This window comes from Sphingobacterium puteale, from assembly GCF_003627955.1.
GTDB lineage: Bacteria > Bacteroidota > Bacteroidia > Sphingobacteriales > Sphingobacteriaceae > Sphingobacterium > Sphingobacterium puteale.
Genome location: NZ_RBWS01000010.1, coordinates 236,630 through 255,851 on the forward strand (window position 1 = coordinate 236,630; position 19,222 = coordinate 255,851).

Below are 19,222 nucleotides of genomic sequence, written 5' to 3' on the forward strand. Positions count from 1 at the left end.
TTGGCTTACGTATATAGAGTTAAAGTAAGACCAATTATACTGTGGAACAAACCAAATTGATAAACTTATATAGAAGATATCTTGCTAAACAGTGCACGGATAAAGAAATCCATCTGTTAATGCATTACATGCGTCAAAAGGAGTATGCAAAACTTTTCAAGGAACTGATCTTGGAAGATTTGCAGCTAGAAGAGGAAGTTGAGTTAGATGATCATGCTAAAATTGCTATTCAGCAGCTTGATGAATATTTCGACCGTGAATATTTTTATCAGAACCAAAAAAAGAACAAAAGGAAACTATTCGCGTGGATATCAATTGCTGCTGCGGCTTCAATAATCTGTGCAATTTCGGTATTATGGTATACACGTGGAGGGCAAGAATCTGGTGGTATAGGAATAGCAGATAACCGGAGTACATTGATAACAAGTAATGGAAAAGAGATAAAACTGGATGGTACCTCTAACGTTGAATTATTACGGGAAAATGGCACCGTGATTCTACAGGATAGCCTGGGGGACATTCATGTTAAAGTACTGGATAGTCAGCCTAATCTTAAGCCTCAGATTATATATCAAACAATCCGGACAGCCAAAGGCCGACAATCACGTATTTATCTTACCGATGGTAGTGCTGTGGTTCTAAATTCTGATTCCCAACTTAAATTTCCACTTTTCTATGCTGAAGGTCAACGGGAGGTCGAACTTCAGGGTGAAGGATTTTTTGACATAGAAACCAATAAACATAAGCCTTTTATTGTTAAAACACACGATCAACGGATTAAGGTATACGGAACCAAGTTTAATGTCAACAATTATGAAAATGAACAAATAACTAAAACCACTTTGTTTCATGGTAAAGTATCTGTCCAGAATTTAATTGGATCATCACCGCAAAAGGAATATATCCTTAAACCGGGCGAACAGATTGTCCTCGATAAAAAATCCAAAGCTTTAAAACAAGATAAGACTGAAAATGAGGAGCAGGTATTGGGCTGGAAGAATGGTGTGTTTGTTTATGATAATGCTACGTTAAAAGAAATTATGAAGGATTTCTCCAGATGGTATAATATTGACGTGGATTTGGAAACCCTTCCTGCACTTACATTTAGTGGAACTATACCAAGAAATTATGAGTTGGACAAAGCATTGAGCGTTATTGCACGGACAGCAAATATCAAGATTAACCGAACGGGAACTACACTAAAATTTGAAAAATAAATGGGGAAAAAAACTTAATCAAAAAAAACCGACAGTACTGCCATACCGTCGGCGAACATTAGGGTAATACAAAATTTTCTAAAAACCTAACATCACAAAAGTATGAATTTAAAAGTTCAATACAAGCATTTGTATTGTTTATTACATCGCCTATTGGGAACTGTAATATGTACTCGCAAGCATCTAATCATAATGAAGCTAACATTTGTAATTACATTTTTATTTTCGATTTCGGCATTTGCGGAGGGCTATGGCCAACGTATCAATCTCGAGCTGAAAAATGCAGCTGTAGAATCTGTGCTGAAAGAGATCAAGAAACAATCGGGGTACGACATGTTCTATAATATAGATCTGATCAGCCCGTTAAAAAAGACAAATTTTCGAGTTAAGAACGCCACACTTGATGAGGCGTTGAAGGAAGTTACAGCTAATTCAGGACTAGCGTATGCGATAGAGGAAAGAATGATTATTATCTCCAAAAGAAGGGAGAGCCGGGCCGATCAGAATTTGATTAAAGGTGCTGTTTCGGGAGAAGGGGATAAAAAACTACAGGGGGTGTCTGTCGTGGAAAAAGGGACAAGCAACGGAACGACAACAGACATTGATGGAAATTATAGTCTCAAAGTATCGAACCCCAAGGGAATTCTTGTTTTCTCTATCGTTGGTTATGCAAAAAAAGAAATTCCGATTGATGGGCTTCAAGAGATAGATGTACAATTAACGGAGGATAAAAGCGAATTGGATGAGGTGGTTGTAGTCGCTTACGGCCATCAGAAAAAAGAGAGTATGGTCAGTTCCATTACAACAATCAATCCGAAAGAATTGAAAGGACCGACCAGCAATCTGACAACGATGCTTGCGGGAAGGCTATCTGGGGTTGTTGCCTTTCAACGGAGTGGTGAGCCCGGCGCGGATAATGCACAGTTTTTTATCCGCGGGATTACAACATTTGGAAGTGGGAAGGTAGATCCACTGATTTTGATTGATGGTATGGAATCTTCTTCCAATGCATTAGCCAGATTGCAACCCGATGATATCTCCGGATTCTCGGTCTTAAAAGATGCAGCGGCATCATCGCTTTATGGAGCCAGAGGGGCTAATGGCGTGGTGTTGGTGACGACGAAATCTGGAATTTCAGGCAAAACAAAATTCAATGTGCGGGTTGAGAATTCGCTTTCTTCCAATACGCAAAATTTCAAACTGGCGGACAATATCACCTATATGAAGCTGGCGAATGAAGCTGTGCTAACCAGAGATCGCTTGGGAGAACTGCCATACAGCCAAAACAAGATTGATCGGACGATTGCCGGAGATAATCCCTTACTGTATCCAAATAATGATTGGATCGGCTTGCTGATCAAAGATTATACACTCAATCAGCGATTTAATATGAATATGAGTGGTGGCGGGAAAAACGCACAGTTTTATATTGCGGGTACCTATAACGTAGATAATGGTGTGTTGAAGTCTGACAATGGAAATAAATTCGATAACAACATTAACTTGAAAAGTTATCAAATCCGTTCAAATGTTAATGTTAAACTAACACCTACAACGGAGGGAATTGTACGGACTTCGGGCAGTTTCGATGATTATCAAGGACCAATTGGTGGAGGGGGTAATATCTTTCAGGGCGCAATAGCTGCAAATCCTGTTAAATTTCCAGCTGTTTTTCCAGCATCTGATATGGGCTATGCGAAACATCCTTTATTTGGCAATGCTAAAATTAGTGAAAGGGGAGAAGCTTTGTATTTTAATCCGTATGCAGAAATGGTTTCGGGATTTCAGCAGTACAACACTTCAACATTGAATGTGCAGCTTGAAGTTAAGCAGGATTTCAAATTCCTTACAGAAGGCCTGAATGCGAGACTCATGGCTTATACACAACGCTATTCTTATTTTGATTTGAACAGAAGGTACAATCCTTTCTATTATAGGGCAAATGCGCTAGATGCCAAAGGTGATAAATACTCATTGGAATTGCTCAATGAGAAAAATGCAACAGAGTATCTGGATTATAATAAAGGAGAAAAAGTTTCAAACACAGTATCTTATCTGGAGGCTGCGGTTAATTATAATCGTGTTTTTTCAGAAAAGCATAGTGTCGGTGCTTTATTAGTGACCCAGTTGCGGAGTTTTCTTACCGGCAATGCCGCTGATCTTCAGGCTTCACTTCCTTTTCGCAATCAAGGGCTGTCGGGGAGATTTACATATGGCTATGATAACAGGTATTTACTTGAAGCAAATTTTGGACTAAATGGTTCTGAACGTTTTGCGAAAAATCATCGTTATGGCTTCTTTCCTTCAATCGGGGTAGCCTGGAATGCATCAAATGAAGAGTTTTTTAGATCATTAAGACAGACGATAACGAAACTAAAATTTAGAGCAACTTATGGTTTGATCGGTAACGATCAGATCGGCAATACAGATGACCGCTTCTTTTATCTGTCTAAAGTGAATCTGAGGGATGGAGCACATGGATCAGCTTTTGGTACAAACTATACCTATAGCAAAGATGGTGTTTCGATTTCGAGATATGCCAATGAGACGATTACCTGGGAACAGGCAACAACAGTCAATCTAGGGATGGATCTTAGCCTTTTTAACAGTGTCAATATTATTTTGGATGCTTACAAAACACGCAGAAATAATATTCTGATGAATCGGGCTTATGTTCCTACGACAATGGGCTTATCTGCAGGCATACAAGCTAATGTGGGTGAAGCAGAAGGAAAGGGTATTGATCTTTCGGTGGATTACAATAAGACTTTTGGCGACATGTGGGTACAGGCAAGGGGAACATTTACCTATGCCACAAGCAAATTGCTTGTCAATGAGGAACCCAATTACCCGTCCAGTTTAGCTTATCTGTCTAAAGTCGGTCATCCGCTTAGTCAATATTATGGTCTGATTGCAGAACGACTTTTTGTCGATAATGAAGAGGTGAAAAATTCTCCTGTTCAGACTTTCGGTGAGGTGATGGGCGGAGATATCAAATACAGGGATATTAACGGAGATGGTATGATCTCTTCCTTGGACTATGTGCCATTGGGCTTGCCGACAGTACCTGAAATTATTTATGGTGTTGGATTGTCGGTAGGTTATAAGAACTTTGATCTTAGTGGATTCTTTCAGGGGTCCGGCCGGTCTTCTTTCTGGATTGATCCCGATAAAACCAGTCCTTTTGTTATGAATGGCCCTTATCAACATGGGTTGTTACAAGCCATTGCCGATGATCACTGGTCCGAAGAGAATGGCAATATTTATGCGTTTTGGCCTCGTTTAAGTCCGAACCTAAACCAAAATAATCTTAAACCTTCCAGTTGGTGGATGCGTAATGGCTCTTTTTTACGGTTAAAAACAGTCGAATTGGGCTATAACCTATCGAGCAAAATGCTCGATAAAATGGGAGTAGGACCAATCAGATTTTATTTAAATGCCAGTAACCTGTTTGTCAAAAGTAGCTTTGATCTTTGGGATCCGGAGATGGGTGGTAATGGCCTGAGATATCCGCTTCAAAAAGTATACAATTTCGGATTAAATGTCCAATTCTAATACAAAAGAGAAATTCAATATGAAAAGATATACGATTCGTTTGACCCTTTCGGCAGCCTTGCTGCTATTTATGATGAATTCCTGTAAGAAAAACTTTCTTGATGTGGTTCCGGACAATGTCTCGACCATTGACCACGCTTTTTCCAACCGGAATGAAGCCGAGAAGTTTTTGTTTACCTGTTATGACGGTTTGCCGCGGGAGGGCCATCCGGAAATGAATGCAGGGCTGAATACCGGAGACGAGCTATGGATTTATTGGCCAATGCCAACGGGCGAGGATTATTCAAGTTTATCCCCTTATAATATTGCCAGAGGCCTTCAGAATAAGGATGAACCTGAATTGAACTATTGGGACGGTTATGATGGTAAGTCGATGTGGAATGGTATTCGGAACTGTAATATATTTCTTGAAAATATCGATCGGGTCAAAGATGTTGAACCCTATATGAGAGATCGCTGGATTGCCGAAGCTAAATTTTTGAAAGCTTATTTTCACTGGTACCTCTTTAGAATGTATGGTCCTATCCCCATCGTCGATAAGAACTTACCTATTTATGCTAGCGCAGAGGAGGTAAAAGTAAGCAGGCAGTCAGCTGATTCCGTAGTTAATTATATCGTCAATCTATTAGATGAGGCGGCGGCCGGGGAAGGTAGTGTGGGCCTACCAGATAAGATTATAAATCAAAGTACTGAATTGGGGAGAATCACGAAACCTATCGCACTTGCAATAAAAGCAAGATTGCTTGTCACGGCAGCAAGTCCCTTGTTTAACGGAAACCCGGATTTTGCCAATATCAAGAATCCGGATGGGAGAGCATTGTTTAACGCAACCTATGATCAAAAAAAATGGGAAAGGGCAGCAGAGGCATGTAAATTAGCGATTACGGCAGCAAAAAATGCGGATATTGATTTGTATCGTTTTATTTCGCCCACAAAGCCGGTTGATGATTTCACAAAAACGGAAATGAGCATCCGAAATGCTGTATGTGAGAAGTGGAACTCGGAGTTGATCTGGGGCACAACGACCAAACCCAATGATACCTGGACGCTGCAACTCTATGCTAGTCCGCAGTTAGATCCAAATGTTCCTAATTCCGGTTTAAAAGGACAACTTGCACCTACCATGAAAATGGCCGAATTGTTTTATACAGAAAATGGTGTCCCCATTTCTGAGGATAAAACATGGGACTACGCCAATAGGTTCCAGTTACGGACTGCGACAGCTGCCGATCTTGGGATACAGGATGGCTATCAGTCAGTCGGCTTGCATTTTAACCGAGAACCACGCTTCTATGCGGATATGGCATTTGATGGCTCTAAATGGTATATGGAAAATGGAAATTTTAACATTCAAGCCAAATCAGGCCAACATTCTGGCAAAAAGCAAAGCCGCATTTATTCGGTAACAGGTTATTATACCAAGAAATTGGTCAATTGGAAAATGGTCGCAAGCGCAACCAATATTACGGTAGAGCGTTATCCATGGCCTGTGGTACGCTTAGGTGATCTTTATTTACTTTATGCTGAAGCATTGAATGAGACCGATAATAAGACGCTAGCATTAGAATATGTCAATATGATAAGAGATCGTGCAGGACTTAAATCGGTAGAATCTTCATGGACAAACTTCTCAAAAAATCCGAATAAATATACTGATAAGGATGGTTTGAGGGAAATTATCCAACAGGAACGTTTGATTGAAATGGCTTTTGAGGGTAGTCGCTTTTGGGATCTGAGACGTTGGAAAAGAGCTGGTGAATTTTTGAATCAACCTATTTATGGTTGGGATGTTATCCAAACTAGCTACTCGGATTATAACCGTAGGGTATTGTTGTTCAATCAGAGCTTTAATAGCCCCAGAGATTATTTTTGGCCAATAAAAGACTACAGTATTTTGGTGAATCCGAATCTGGTTCAAAATGGTGGGTGGTAATAATAGCCAAGGAAAATTTAATATGAATGACTAACTATTGAGAAAAGAAAAAATGAAACGAATAATATCTGTGTTATTTGCGGGACTATTGATCGTTGGGACGATTGGATCCTGTCAGAAAACCGAGGTGGGTACAATGGATAAAAGTGATAAGCAGGCTCCGGGACCTGTGAGTAATGCCGAGGTTGAAAATTTAAATGGGGCTGCTAAAATAACCTATAGTCTGCCAAAGGATCATGATTTACTGTATGTAAGAGCCGAGTATACCACAAAAGACGGTATCGTGCGGACGACAAAAGTGAGCCGGTATCTTGACAGTGTTGTCTTGGAAGGATTTGCTGATACGGATGTTTACGAAGCAAGATTATACGCGGTCGACAAAAGTGAAAATGTATCGGAGCCATTGGTCGTAAAAGTACAGCCCAAAACACCACCATTTGATCTTGTCAAGGAAAAGCTAGTCGCGAGCGAGGCATTTGGCGGAATAGATGTTACTTATAGGAACGATATTGGCTCAGATGTCGCTATTGTGATCTTAACCAATGATAAACTGGGCAATTTTGTTCCTGTAAAAACGCTTAGTACAAAAGCGAAAACAGGACGCTTTGGCGCCAGAGAGCTGCCATCTGTGGAAACCCGATTCGGACTGATGGTACGGGATCGCTGGGGGAACCTATCGGACACGACTTACGTGACATTAACTCCCATCTTTGAGGCGAGACTGGATCGGACAAAGATGAAAGGACTAAATATTAATGGCACGGATGCAAAAAATTATCCTGGAAATGAAGTCGAATATCTTTTTGATGGTGATGTCAGCAATACGACAGCATATCATACAACAGATCCTGTAAAGATGCCGCAGTGGTTTACCTTTGATATCGGGAAGACCGTAAAACTAAGCCGTTTAGTCTGGTTTATGAGACAGGGATGGTACTATAATCTGCACAATCCGAGAAAAGTAGAAATATGGGGTTCTAATGATCCGAGTCCGGACGGCAGTTTCACCAATTGGATATTGCTTGCCGAACACGAACAGATTAAACCTTCTGGTTTACCTGTCGGACAGAATTCTAACGCTGATAATGAAGCAGCCTTGGAAGGAGAAACCATTAATATCCCTATAGAAGCACCTGCTGTAAGGTATATCCGGTTTAAGACCTTACAAAACTGGACCAATGGGGTTTATGTAAATTTCACGGAACTGACTCTGTGGGGGAATCCTAATCCGTAGTAATCATACTTTAAAAGAGAAAATATGAAAATAATAAAATATCTAACCTGCTTTTTTTTCTTTATCGTTGCTGGGACTGCTATAATTTCCTGTACAAAAGAAGACGATTATAAAGAGATTACAAAAGATGGCGAAATTTACTATCCGGGAAGAGCCGATAGTGTCGCCGCCAATGGAGGAAGGAACAGGATTCAATTGCGGATTATTCTGGGCAATGACCCGCTGGTCACTAAAGTCAAGGTGTTCTGGAAAAATAATACGGATTCCGTAGAAGCAAATGTTGTAAAGACAACTGGTAAGGATGTGGTTGATTTTATGTTCAATAACCTTACCCAAGGGGCTTATTCTTTTGAGGTATATACATATACTGCCAATAACGCAAGATCAATTGTTAAAAAAGTAACGGGTACGGCATATGGTGATAATTATCAACGGGCATTGTCCAACCGTACGGTTAAATCAATTGGTTTCTCTCCAGATGGAAACAAGCTTATTATTAATTGGAATGCGGCATTAGATGGCGAAAAATCTATTGAACTAAAGTATACAGACGAAGCGGGTTTGGCACAGACAGCGATTGTTCCAGGAGGAAGTGCAACCACAGAGTTGCCAAGTTATAAGAATGATACTAAACTTGTCTACAGATCTATATTTTTACCCGAGCCTAAAGCAATAGACGAGTTCACTGTCGATCAGGTCGAGATCGGGATTCCAGCATTTGAGCGCGAAGTGGATAAGGCAAACTTTAAGGTCTATTCGCTTCCTACAGATGTTCGGGATAATTGGGGTTGGCTAATGGAATATCTTTGGAATAAAGATTATGACGGTAAAGGCTTTGCTTCCACGGATGGATCTTCACAATGGTTTACTTTTGATATGGGGGAATCTGTTTCTATTAGCAGATTTAAAACCTGGCAGGCGGCAGATCGTATCTTTAGGGCTGAGAATGTGAAGAAATTCGAAATATGGGGCAGCAATAGTCCTGCTTCAGACGGATCTTGGGAAAGCTGGACAAAACTCGCCGAATGTCAATCCGTAAAACCTTCAGGATTGCCGGTCGGACAAACAACCGATGGAGATATCAACTACGCAAAAGCAGGTGAAGAATTTAAACTTCCTCCGGGAACGCCTAAAGCGAGGTATATCCGAATTAAAGTACTGGAAACTTGGGGCGGAGGTACATTTATCACAATGGGAGAACTGACTTTCTGGACAAGTGATCGGATCGTAAAATAATAATCATTTTTTAGCATGCGCTAATACAAGAATATTCAGTGTAAAGCCATCAGATTTTACCCTGAAATTTATACCAAATTCAAACAGGTAATACAATGAAACCAACTATGTTTAAAAACACAATTACAACACTTTACTTAGCTCTTGTAGTCAGTGCCGCTTTCGCACAGACGAATGCGGGTTCATCTAAAATAATTAAGATTGATGGAAAAGGTACCGGACGGCTTTTTGACGGGGTCGGCGCTGTGAGTGCTGGCTCTTCATCAAGATTATTAATAGATTATGCCGATAAATCCAGAAGCGATATTTTAGATTACCTGTTCAAACCGAACTTTGGTGCAGGCTTTACTTACCTTAAGACTGAAATTGGGGGGGATGGTAACACCACCTGTGGTTCGGAACCAAGTTTTGCACGTACAAGGGCAGAAATGGAACAACCTCATTACAATCGTGGATTTGAGTACTGGCTGATGCGTGAAGCCGCGAATAGAAATCCGAATATTGAACTTGATGCCCTGGAATGGAGCATGCCCGGATGGTTTAAAGGGGTATGGTCACAGGATAACGCTGATTACCTGGTCAAGTTTATCGAAGGTGCAAAACACTGGGGACTCAAAATGAAGTATATTTCAGGTTGTTGGAACGAACGCGATTATAACAGGGATTGGATTGTCAACGTTTTAAGACCTACACTCGATCGGAATGGTTTTAAAGATATTAAAATAAATGCACCCGAAGGCGCGGGCAAAGCATGGGAAATCAGTGATTTGCTGGTTAAAGATTCTGTATTCAGAAATACAATTTCATCGATCAGCTATCACTATCCGGACTCCTATATGTGGGGATATAGAGGTGAAGAACCAAATCCAAATTCTGTTCTGACAGAATTACCCTTATGGTCCGGTGAGGATTTTTCATTGCCCGGAGCATCCTGGAGAAACACGACATATTTGGCCAAGAACATCCTAAAATGTTACATCAAATGGAAAATAGTGAAAGTGAATATGTGGTGTCCGATTGCTTCAATGCCCGATATTTCCTGTTTTTCGAACGTAGGCTTGATGAAAGGGACCACACCTTGGTCAGGATATTATGAGGTGTGGCCAACGATCTGGGCAGTAGCGCATTTTAACCAGTTTGCCAAACCGGGATGGAAATATCTTGATAGTGGCTGTGGGGAATTCAGTGGGGATGGTGCTTACTGTACTTATAAAAATATGGATGGCAGCAATGATTATAGTATTGTGGTGGTCAGCGGTTCAGAGGGACAGAAATTAACATTCAATATCGCTGATCTTCCTAAAGATAAGTTGCATGTGTGGAAGTCGGACAGTAAAGACCAATTTGTACAACAGGAAGATGTTTCTGTAGTCAACGGAGAAGTTACATTGGCTGTTGATCCGGAGAGTATTTATACGATTACGACAACGACAGGTCAGCAAAAGGGAGCGCATACTATTCCTAAGGAAAAAGCCTTCCCGACAAAATACAGTGATAATTTTGATAATTACTCCTTAGAAAGAGCTCCGCTTTCGCCGAAATATTTTTATGACAACTCGGGTGCTTTTGAATTGGCGCAATCTGAAGGGAATAATAAATACTTAAGACAATTGCTCGTAAACGATATCACTCACTGGATTCCCGATGAATGTGCCTATACGTTTGTTGCGCAAAATACGGAATGGGAGCAGGGCGAAATTTCTTCTGATGTTTTTGTCGAAAATGATGCCTTTAATGGAGTCGGTTATGCCGGACTAATTTTGAGAGGTGCCTATGATAAAGCCAATCAATCAAATATTCCTTTCGGCTATCGTTTTAATATCTATAAGGATGGTACATGGAAACTTCAGACAAAGAAAAATATACTTGCAAGTGGAAATGTGGATGCCAGTAAATGGCATAAATTGAGGTTGACCGGAAAAGGAAGTAATATCAAAGGTTACATAGACGGCCAACTCGTTGTTGATGTACAGGATGATACCTATTCAATTGGTGCAGCCGGCTACGTATCGGGCTTTAATTTTGCCGGATTCGACAACCTTGTCCTCAATTACACCCCGGCCTCAGGTCAATTGCTGTCTGCATGGATGCCTGCCACCTCTCCGGCTGATCCCGTGGGACATAGCTTGATTGGTGCATTTGATGGAAACAGCCTTTCCAAGTGGAGTCCAAAAGCTGATGGTACTGAGCAGCATCTGGTCGTGGATCTTGGTTCTGTACAGAAAATCAAAAGATGTGAAACCTTCACGGATTTCGTAGATAAAGGTGCACAATACAAAATTGAGTATTCCGCCGACAATGTAAAATGGTCTGTTTTTGCAGATAAAACCAACAACGCTAAAATATCAATTCCATGTTTTGCTGATGAGGGCAATGCCAAAGCAAGATGGGTAAGATTGACAGTTTTGCCTGCAAAAGACAAGACTATTGCCAATATCTATGAATTTAAAGTTTATGGAGATTAACTTGTTTTCCATATAACAATGAGGGATTTGAAACACGATATATCATGAAGAAACTGTTAACTGTATTTTATTTTTTCTGCTTCGCTCTTACAACTGTATCTGCCCAGCAAAAGCCCTTAAAATTGTGGTATGATAAACCAGCGGAAATTTGGGAAGCCACATTACCGCTGGGTAATGGCCGATTGGGAATGACACCTGATGGCGGTATTTTAAAGGAGCGCATTGTCCTGAACGATATTACTTTATGGTCTGGAAGTCCGCAGGATGCCAATAATTACGAAGCTTATAAAAGCCTTCCAGCCATCCGGAAACTTATTTTAGAGGGGAAAAATGATGAAGCGCAAGCATTGGTAAACAGCAATTTTGTTTGTAAAGGCGAAGGCTCAGCGGGAGAACGGTGGGGTAAATTTCAAACAATGGGTGCATTGCAGATCGATTTTACCTATAAGGGGGATCAGGGAAAGGAACAAAAAGTTGAGAACTACCGTCGCGAGCTCCTATTAGACCAAGCCATTGCGAATTGTACATTTACACGTAATGGTGTAAATTATAAACGCGAGTATTTTACAAGTTTTGATGATGATGTCGATGTCATTCGGTTGACAGCAGACAAGCCAGGGCAGCTCAATTGTCGTATTGCGATGAATCGACCTGAGCGTTATCTGGTTAATACGGTGGGCAACGAATTGCAGATGTCCGGCCAGCTCAATAATGGTACCGATGGTAAGGGGATGAAATATCTGGCTCGGGTACAGGCGAAATTGAAAGACGGAACGATCCGTCCGGAAAATAATAATCTGGTTATTGAGAATGCTACTGAGGTGTTGATTTACGTTTCTGCTGGAACTGATTTCAGGGGCTTTGCCTTTGAAGAAAAGACAAGTCAATTTTTGTCTGCAGCGATGAAAAAAAGTTATGATCTGCAAAAACGTAATCATATCGCTGCATTCAGCAAGCTCTTTAAACGCGCCTATATTGATCTTGGAGAAGGGGCAGCTGCAGATTTGCCAACAGACCTTCGGATAGCTAATTTCTACAACAATTTCAACAATGATCCATCACTTGCTACTTTGTTTTTTCAGTATGGGAGATACCTGAGCATCAGTAGCACCCGGGTAGGACTGTTGCCACCAAATTTACAGGGGCTTTGGGCGCAGGAGATCAACACACCATGGAATGGGGATTACCACCTGGATGTGAATGTACAGATGAATCATTGGCCTCTGGAGGTGGTCAATCTATCTGAACTGAATCTGCCACTTGCCGAATTGGTGAAAAGTCTCGTTGAACCGGGAAAGAAAACCGCCAAGGCTTACTATAATGCTGATGGCTGGATTGCGCATGTCATTACCAATGTTTGGGGATTTACTGAGCCGGGTGAAAATGCGTCATGGGGAGCATCAAATGCCGGTTCAGGATGGCTATGTAGCAATTTATGGGATCATTATGCTTTTACAAATGATTTAAATTATCTAAAAGATATCTATCCTGTGCTGAAAGGTTCGGCTGAGTTTTATAAAAGCGTGTTAGTGAAAGACCCTAAAACAGGCTGGATGGTTACTTCTCCCTCTGTTTCGCCAGAGAATACGTTCTATATGGCTAACGGAAAGACCGCGAGTATCTGTATGGGGCCTACCATTGATAATCAGATTGTGCGGGAGCTGTTTACGAACGTGATCACAGCCTCCAAAAAGCTGAGAATTGATCATGCGTTTAGACAGGATTTAGAGAATTTACTGCAAACGATACCTCCGGCTGGAGTGATCAGCAAAGATGGACGTATACAGGAATGGTTGGAGGATTATAAGGAAATAGAACCGACTCACCGTCACGTCTCTCATTTATATGGGGTTTATCCGGCTCCATTAATCACGCCTTTATCTACTCCCGACCTTGCGGAAGCAGCAAAAAAGACGCTTGAGGTAAGAGGAGATAATAGTACGAGCTGGTCTATTGCTTATAAAACCTTGTTTTGGGCAAGACTTCACAATGGAAACAGAGCGTTCAAATTGATCCGGGAAATGCTAAAGCCGGTAGCTGATCCCAATAATATGGGCGGTGGTGGAGGTGTTTATCCGAATCTATTTTCCGCACATCCTCCATTTCAGATCGATGGCAATTTCGGTGCTACAGCTGGTATTGCTGAAATGCTTTTGCAGAGTCACGATGGCTGTATAGATCTGTTGCCTGCTTTACCTGATGCATGGAAAAATGGCGAGGTGAAAGGCCTTAAAGCGAGGGGCAATTATACGGTCGACATGAAATGGAAAGACGGTAAATTGATCAAATATACCATACGCTCTGCGAAGCCGGAAAAAATAAAAATCAGACTAAATGGTGGCTACCAATGGTACACCACACTTAAAAATATTTAAGTAGCTGTTCAAAAGAATGCCTCTCATGGGCATTTAAAAAAAACTATTATCCCCCTCACCTTTATCGGTGGGGGGATAATAGTTCAGCTTTAAACGATTAATATCATTGATAGCAAACCAATAAGCACCGTGTGTTTACTGATTTTATCCTTTATCTTTTTTGTTAAAATTAAAACGTCTTGCAATACTGAATCCCCATCTAAATTGCCCTTTCCCCCATGAACTGTTGGTCTCACTGATAAACTGTGATTCTTGTATCGCTGTGGCATTTGTAAAATTGAGATGAAATATATGTCCACCTGTGTCCATTTCCAAACCAACTCCTAAGGCATTGTAGTAGGGTTGGCCAGTTACCTCTTCACGGTATTTCTTTTTCGAGGATTGACGGAAAGGGAGGAAATAGTCGGCAACGAATGCTATCCTCTTACTGACTTTCGCCCTACCACCAATACCGATTGCAAACATGTTATTCTGGTCATTATAGGCTGTATAATTACGGTGAAGATAGGAGGGAACAACAGTAAGAGAAAAACTCGAACTGAATTTTCGAGCAATAATCAATTGCGTCACATAGCTCAGACGGTCGCTGAACCGTTCGAAACTTGCCGCTGAATGTTTTTCTTCTGACGCCTCCATAGCGGATACGACCGTGCTTCCAAAAAAGGCGATCGAAACAGGTACACTATTGTCTATTGTTTGTTCAACAAAGCGGTATTTGATATTACCTTCATAGAGTTGTCTGACTTCTGTGGCACCTTTCGCTCTGGCGATTCCAATGTTGATGTTATCCGTTAAACCATAATCAAAACCGATCCTGATATCTGTTGAATTATCAAGACCAAAGAAATTTTTTGCTCCGCCAGCACTTCCTCCAATATCTCCAAACCGGTGATCTACTCTAAAGTCCATTTCATTTCGATGAATGGTTTCAGTGGTTTTTAGATTGATCAAGTTGCCTGATTTAAATGTCGCAGTAACTTTTTCGTTCTTTGGCCCATCAAGCTTGATCATTTTATCGAGATCTTCCTGTGCAACTACTTTCAGCGAAATAATAGATAGCATTATGCCTAGTATACTTTTCATAATTGAATGGAATAATTATTAGTTATAAGCAGCTTCTATTTTTACGTTCACGACCTCCGCAATTTTTTTCCCGACGATGGAGGGAATACTGATTTTATGGTCTGCCAGTCTGACATCAAAGGCGGCGATAGCTTTTATTGCACCATTCTTTACATTGAAAGTCGCAGCGGTAGAATAGGGTTTACCGACGCCGTGGATTTGTAATGTACCAGAAACATTCAATTTGTAGGTGCCATCTTTGGCTAGTTTTTCGCAGTCTTCAATCTTACCTTTAAATTCAGAAAGCGGATATTTATCGCTCTCCATATAATTTTCATTAAAATGCTCCTGCATCAGTTTTTTGTCAAATTGAAATGAAGTAATTTTTACCCGAAAGATAATTTCTCCTGTTTTGATATTTAGGGCAGATCCCGCTAAATTGCTTTTCGCTTCTATATCTTCCAGGGGGGCACTGCTGAAAAAAGAAATGCTTGCAGCTTTGGAGACTAGGGAATTTGTCTGCTGAGCGAATGTCGCTTTACTCCCGAACAATAACAGGAGTATACTGTATATATGTATCTTATTCATATGAGTTTTGGTTAGTTTTCCGGAGTATTGCGTTTGATCCAGGCATCCAGCAGTTCTATTTCTTTCGCTGTCAAGGAGCCGCCGATGGGCATCGTTTTGGTCACCAATACGACGTTGTTAATTCTTGTGATATGATCTTTGACAGAGTTATACCCATTAAATTCCCAGCGCGCACTGGCAGGTCGTCCAGCGGTATGGCATGACCTGCATTTGGTCTCAAAAAGTGCTTTTGCAAAATTTGTATAGGATACATTTTTTACGGTAACTTCTTCTGGCCCCGAAGGTTCAGGAGATAGTTCCGCTGCTTGTTTTTTGGTACATCCTGTAAGTGCAATAGCTATTACAACAATAGTCGCAATAAGTAGCATGAACTTATTGTTCGGGATGAGCGGTCGAGCTATTTTTAGTTTTTTCATGTGTATTGTTTTTTCTCGAAGTTGATGAAGCTATCAGCTTTATTTTTGCACATTTTTATTCGTGATTGCCGATCGAGACCTGTAAAAGTTTCAGGTCAGTATAGTGTGCCGTGTATGAGAATAAATCACGATAGCTTCCTAAACGATAATTTAGCTGGTAGGTGCGGTGGTTGTTTTGTCATTCAAGATTGGCCAAACACCAGGGCGAGGGAAGCTGATTCCTTTGTTGTCACCACGTTGTTGATCTTGGCCAAAATAGTACATAGGCCATCCTTTGAACGTCAATTGTTTTTTACCAAAAACATCGATAACCGAAATATCTGCCGATTTTACGAGGGATGGTAAGGCTCCTTTGTCCATTTGATAGATCGGCCAGACGTTATCATTGCTGAAATCGGGTTTGGTAAACGTATTTTTATTGAACTTGTCGGGGTTAAAGGCATAAAGTGTTCGGCCTTTATCGTCGGTTAAATACAAGGTGCTGCCCGTACCTTCCGTGTAATCTCCCAAATAGTTTTTTCCATCATGCCCGACAAGTTGTGCATTGGCAACCATGAGCAGATAATCGGGCTTTGCCACATACCAGATTTTATTTACGGCATCTCCTTTTACAGGATCAGATTGGCTGTCTCCTGCATAATAATATAATGGCCAACCTTTGTAGGTACTTTGTTTGCTACCATCAGCTCTCGTAATTTCACCTAGAAGACTTTTATCGATCTTCATATCCGAACTTGACTCATTGTTATGATAAACCGGCCAGGTGGATAGACAATTTCCCGTACATGCTGACATGCCTTTTGTATCATTTGAAAAGAAATAGAGTGTTTTCCCATTAGCGTCTGTCAGAATGGTGCCAAATTGCGCATTTGCAGCTGTCTGTATTCCCTGCTTTTTATCTTCAGGAGCTTTATCGTCATCTTTAGAACAAGACGAAAATAAGGATAACATGAGGACGGCCATTAGGGCTGTTTTTACATTTTTTGGGTTGAGTTCCATAATACTAAGTTTTAATGTTGATACTACCCATTACGACCATGCTCTGGAAAAGGTTGCCTGCAATGAAAAAAATATTTTTTTCATTTGCAGGCAACCTTTCTTATTATCTCATCGTACTACATTTTATACTATATTTATCAAAAGAAAAGCAACAATATCGAGTGGCGATAAAAGAAGTTGACGAAAAATCTATCCATATTATTAAGGGATGCATAAATGAGGACCGTAGATCTCAAAAAGATCTTTATACCACATATTATGCGCTGGCACTGGGTATATGTTTACGATATGCCGATAATAAAGAAGATGCAATAGGTATTTTAAACGAGGGATTTTTTAAAGTATTTAAAAATATAATCAAATATGATTATCAAAAGCCTTTATCTGCCTGGATAAAAAAAATCATGACAAACACGGCAATAGATTTCTATCGCGCGAAAATTAGACAGGGTTACCTGGTCGATATTGCGGTGGTTGAACATGCTATTGCCGATAATGATACGATAACTCAAAAATTGAATTACGAGGATTTGTTACTGATGATACATCGGCTTCCACCGGCCTATCGTACAGTGTTTAATCTTTATGCGATTGATGGGTATGGACATGAAGAGATCAGTGATATGCTGGGTATTGCAGTTGGGACTTCAAAATCCAATTTGCATAAAGCCCGCGGACGACTTGCTGAAATGGTAAAAAGCCAAGAGGAGACAAAAGGTAAAACTGGGGAGAATACATGATGGAAAAGGACAAGAACAAGATTGATGAGATCTTTAGAGAAGGTCTCGATGAAGCTAATTTTGACTTTAATGAATCGCATTGGGAGGAGATGGAGTCTCGATTGAACAATGATCGAAATAAAAAAAGAAGGTTAACATTGTATTTCCTTACAGCACTATCTATGGCAGCAGCCGCAGTTCTCGCTCTTTTTTTTATTTGGAATAAGGAGGTACCAGTAGAAAGAAAAAAAATGGATAATTCTGGTCAATCCGCTGCTATAAATAGCTCTGAGCAGCAAGTAGGAGATACGATTATTCAGCATGATCTTTCACGGATAACCCCTCAGGGAAAAACGGAAAATATAAAATCCGGGTTGAAAGAAGATATTGATTTTAGTCTGGAGGAAAAAACTGGTGGAGAGCTGACACAAAATAATACGATAGCAGCGCTCCCAGAAGCAAATCATGGTATCCTACGGCTGGTTGATACAAAAACCGATTTTACAGTTCCGAAAATGAAATTTAAAGCTGGGCAACTATCCCGTTTTAACTTATCCGTAGATCCGGTTGAAACAACAGGAGATCGGTTAGCCGCGTTGTATAATCAAACGCAGGTTGAAGAACCCAGTGTGCTAAAAAGAGAGTCGTCGGTGTTAACACTGTTGGCGGGACCTGATCTAACGAGTGTAAAAGGTGCCGGTAAATCTTCCTTAAGTCAGAACGTTGGTTTGGCTTATTCCTATCCACTAATTAAAGGGTTGAGTGTTTCTGTTGGCGCTATCTATGCCAAGAAGAATTATAAGTCAGCATATAGCTTTTATTCTCCCTCGAATCCCCCACAACTGACACAGTTGCCTAGCCAGGTCAGTGCCGTATGCGATGTGATCGATGTCCCCCTGACAGCAAATTATACGGTATTGAAAAGTAAAAAGGTAAAGTTTAATGTAAGTGCTGGTCTGTCCAGCTATTTTATGCTGAAGGAAAAATATACATTTGACTATGAAAGTGAAGCTAGTTACGGAGGCAAAAAGGGGGCAGTCTATGGGGCCAAAAGCAGTTACGACGATAAAAAAAGTGTAAGCTATGAGGTCAATGGCGAAAACCAGCATATTTTTGGTGTAGCAGACTTTTCGATATCGGTTGAAAAGAAAATCAGCAATAAGATCAATATAGGAATAAAACCCTTTTTTAAGATACCTCTAACAGGAATAGGATATGGGAATGTGGACTTACAATCAAAGGGTGTCGCGTTTACACTGGGATTGAGTTTGTAGTATGATACAACCAGTATATACCGATCAAGCTGTTCATGTTTACAATTGAATAGGGATATTCAGTAAATGTTATAAAAAATGGTGGTCAGAATAATTTCGGTCACCATTTTTTGTTCTGTTATCCCGATCTTTGTAAGATTTTTCCGCTG

Annotated in this window: 13 protein-coding genes; 9 read left to right on the forward strand and 4 right to left on the reverse strand. The window is 40.6% G+C overall.

Features of this window, described 5'->3' with window-relative positions; all coding sequences use genetic code 11:
* The first annotated feature begins 128 nt into the window (after window positions 1–128).
* From D7322_RS14965 to D7322_RS14995, 7 genes are all read left to right on the forward strand, one after another.
* The gene (locus tag D7322_RS14965; protein WP_183078712.1) at window positions 129–1,217 is read left to right on the forward strand and encodes a FecR family protein; all 1,089 of its coding nucleotides are present in this window, start codon (window positions 129–131) and stop codon (window positions 1,215–1,217) included.
* A gap of 192 nt (window positions 1,218–1,409) precedes the next feature.
* Window positions 1,410–4,772 carry a TonB-dependent receptor gene (locus D7322_RS14970; protein WP_121125092.1) on the forward strand — a complete coding sequence of 1,121 codons (3,363 nt, stop codon included), beginning with the start codon at window positions 1,410–1,412 and terminating at the stop codon, window positions 4,770–4,772.
* A 19-nt stretch (window positions 4,773–4,791) separates the two neighbouring features.
* Window positions 4,792–6,705, forward strand: coding sequence for a RagB/SusD family nutrient uptake outer membrane protein (locus D7322_RS14975; protein WP_121125112.1), 1,914 nt, complete (start codon window positions 4,792–4,794; stop codon window positions 6,703–6,705).
* Window positions 6,706–6,757: 52 nt separating this feature from the next.
* Entirely contained in the window at window positions 6,758–7,939 is a 1,182-nt protein-coding gene (locus D7322_RS14980; RefSeq protein ID WP_121125093.1) for a DUF5000 domain-containing lipoprotein, read from the forward strand.
* Between the two features lie 24 nt (window positions 7,940–7,963).
* A complete protein-coding gene (locus D7322_RS14985; protein ID WP_121125094.1) occupies window positions 7,964–9,175 on the forward strand; it encodes a DUF4998 domain-containing protein in 1,212 nt (403 codons plus the stop codon).
* Between the two features lie 95 nt (window positions 9,176–9,270).
* Window positions 9,271–11,640, forward strand: a complete 2,370-nt coding sequence (locus D7322_RS14990; RefSeq protein WP_121125095.1) for a discoidin domain-containing protein — start codon at window positions 9,271–9,273, stop codon at window positions 11,638–11,640.
* A gap of 44 nt (window positions 11,641–11,684) precedes the next feature.
* Entirely contained in the window at window positions 11,685–14,015 is a 2,331-nt protein-coding gene (locus tag D7322_RS14995) for a glycoside hydrolase family 95 protein (RefSeq protein ID WP_121125096.1), read from the forward strand.
* A 144-nt stretch (window positions 14,016–14,159) separates the two neighbouring features.
* Here D7322_RS14995 and D7322_RS15000 read toward each other — a convergent pair whose 3' ends face one another.
* From D7322_RS15000 to D7322_RS15015, 4 genes are all read right to left on the reverse strand, one after another.
* Complete coding sequence (locus D7322_RS15000) at window positions 14,160–15,098, reverse strand: DUF5777 family beta-barrel protein (protein ID WP_121125097.1); 939 nt, start codon at window positions 15,096–15,098, stop codon at window positions 14,160–14,162.
* An 18-nt stretch (window positions 15,099–15,116) separates the two neighbouring features.
* A complete protein-coding gene (locus D7322_RS15005; RefSeq protein WP_121125098.1) occupies window positions 15,117–15,665 on the reverse strand; it encodes a YceI family protein in 549 nt (182 codons plus the stop codon).
* An 11-nt stretch (window positions 15,666–15,676) separates the two neighbouring features.
* Complete coding sequence (locus tag D7322_RS15010; protein WP_121125099.1) at window positions 15,677–16,081, reverse strand: c-type cytochrome; 405 nt, start codon at window positions 16,079–16,081, stop codon at window positions 15,677–15,679.
* 150 nt (window positions 16,082–16,231) lie between these two features.
* Window positions 16,232–17,080 (reverse strand): hypothetical protein, encoded by an 849-nt coding sequence (locus tag D7322_RS15015; protein ID WP_121125100.1) that lies wholly within the window; start codon window positions 17,078–17,080, stop codon window positions 16,232–16,234.
* 62 nt (window positions 17,081–17,142) lie between these two features.
* Here D7322_RS15015 and D7322_RS15020 point away from each other — a divergent pair, with 62 nt between their 5' ends.
* Window positions 17,143–17,820 (forward strand): RNA polymerase sigma factor, encoded by a 678-nt coding sequence (locus D7322_RS15020; RefSeq protein ID WP_121125113.1) that lies wholly within the window; start codon window positions 17,143–17,145, stop codon window positions 17,818–17,820.
* Window positions 17,817–19,073, forward strand: coding sequence for an outer membrane beta-barrel protein (locus D7322_RS15025; protein ID WP_121125101.1), 1,257 nt, complete (start codon window positions 17,817–17,819; stop codon window positions 19,071–19,073). Before D7322_RS15020 ends, D7322_RS15025 begins: the two co-directional genes overlap by 4 nt.
* Window positions 19,074–19,222 lie beyond the last annotated feature (149 nt).

Excerpts from the sequence above, each read along its gene's own strand:
- D7322_RS15010 (WP_121125099.1), bottom strand. The coding sequence starts at position 16,081 with ATGAAAAAACTAAAAATAGCTCGACCGCTCATCCCGAACAATAAGTTC.
- D7322_RS14990 (WP_121125095.1), top strand. The coding sequence starts at position 9,271 with ATGAAACCAACTATGTTTAAAAACACAATTACAACACTTTACTTAGCT.
- D7322_RS15025 (WP_121125101.1), top strand. The coding sequence starts at position 17,817 with ATGATGGAAAAGGACAAGAACAAGATTGATGAGATCTTTAGAGAAGGT.
- D7322_RS14965 (WP_183078712.1), top strand. The coding sequence starts at position 129 with ATGCGTCAAAAGGAGTATGCAAAACTTTTCAAGGAACTGATCTTGGAA.
- D7322_RS14980 (WP_121125093.1), top strand. The coding sequence starts at position 6,758 with ATGAAACGAATAATATCTGTGTTATTTGCGGGACTATTGATCGTTGGG.
- D7322_RS15015 (WP_121125100.1), bottom strand. The coding sequence starts at position 17,080 with ATGGAACTCAACCCAAAAAATGTAAAAACAGCCCTAATGGCCGTCCTC.
- D7322_RS14995 (WP_121125096.1), top strand. The coding sequence starts at position 11,685 with ATGAAGAAACTGTTAACTGTATTTTATTTTTTCTGCTTCGCTCTTACA.
- D7322_RS14985 (WP_121125094.1), top strand. The coding sequence starts at position 7,964 with ATGAAAATAATAAAATATCTAACCTGCTTTTTTTTCTTTATCGTTGCT.
- D7322_RS15000 (WP_121125097.1), bottom strand. The coding sequence starts at position 15,098 with ATGAAAAGTATACTAGGCATAATGCTATCTATTATTTCGCTGAAAGTA.
- D7322_RS15005 (WP_121125098.1), bottom strand. The coding sequence starts at position 15,665 with ATGAATAAGATACATATATACAGTATACTCCTGTTATTGTTCGGGAGT.
- D7322_RS14975 (WP_121125112.1), top strand. The coding sequence starts at position 4,792 with ATGAAAAGATATACGATTCGTTTGACCCTTTCGGCAGCCTTGCTGCTA.
- D7322_RS14970 (WP_121125092.1), top strand. The coding sequence starts at position 1,410 with ATGAAGCTAACATTTGTAATTACATTTTTATTTTCGATTTCGGCATTT.
- D7322_RS15020 (WP_121125113.1), top strand. The coding sequence starts at position 17,143 with ATGAAAAAAATATTTTTTTCATTTGCAGGCAACCTTTCTTATTATCTC.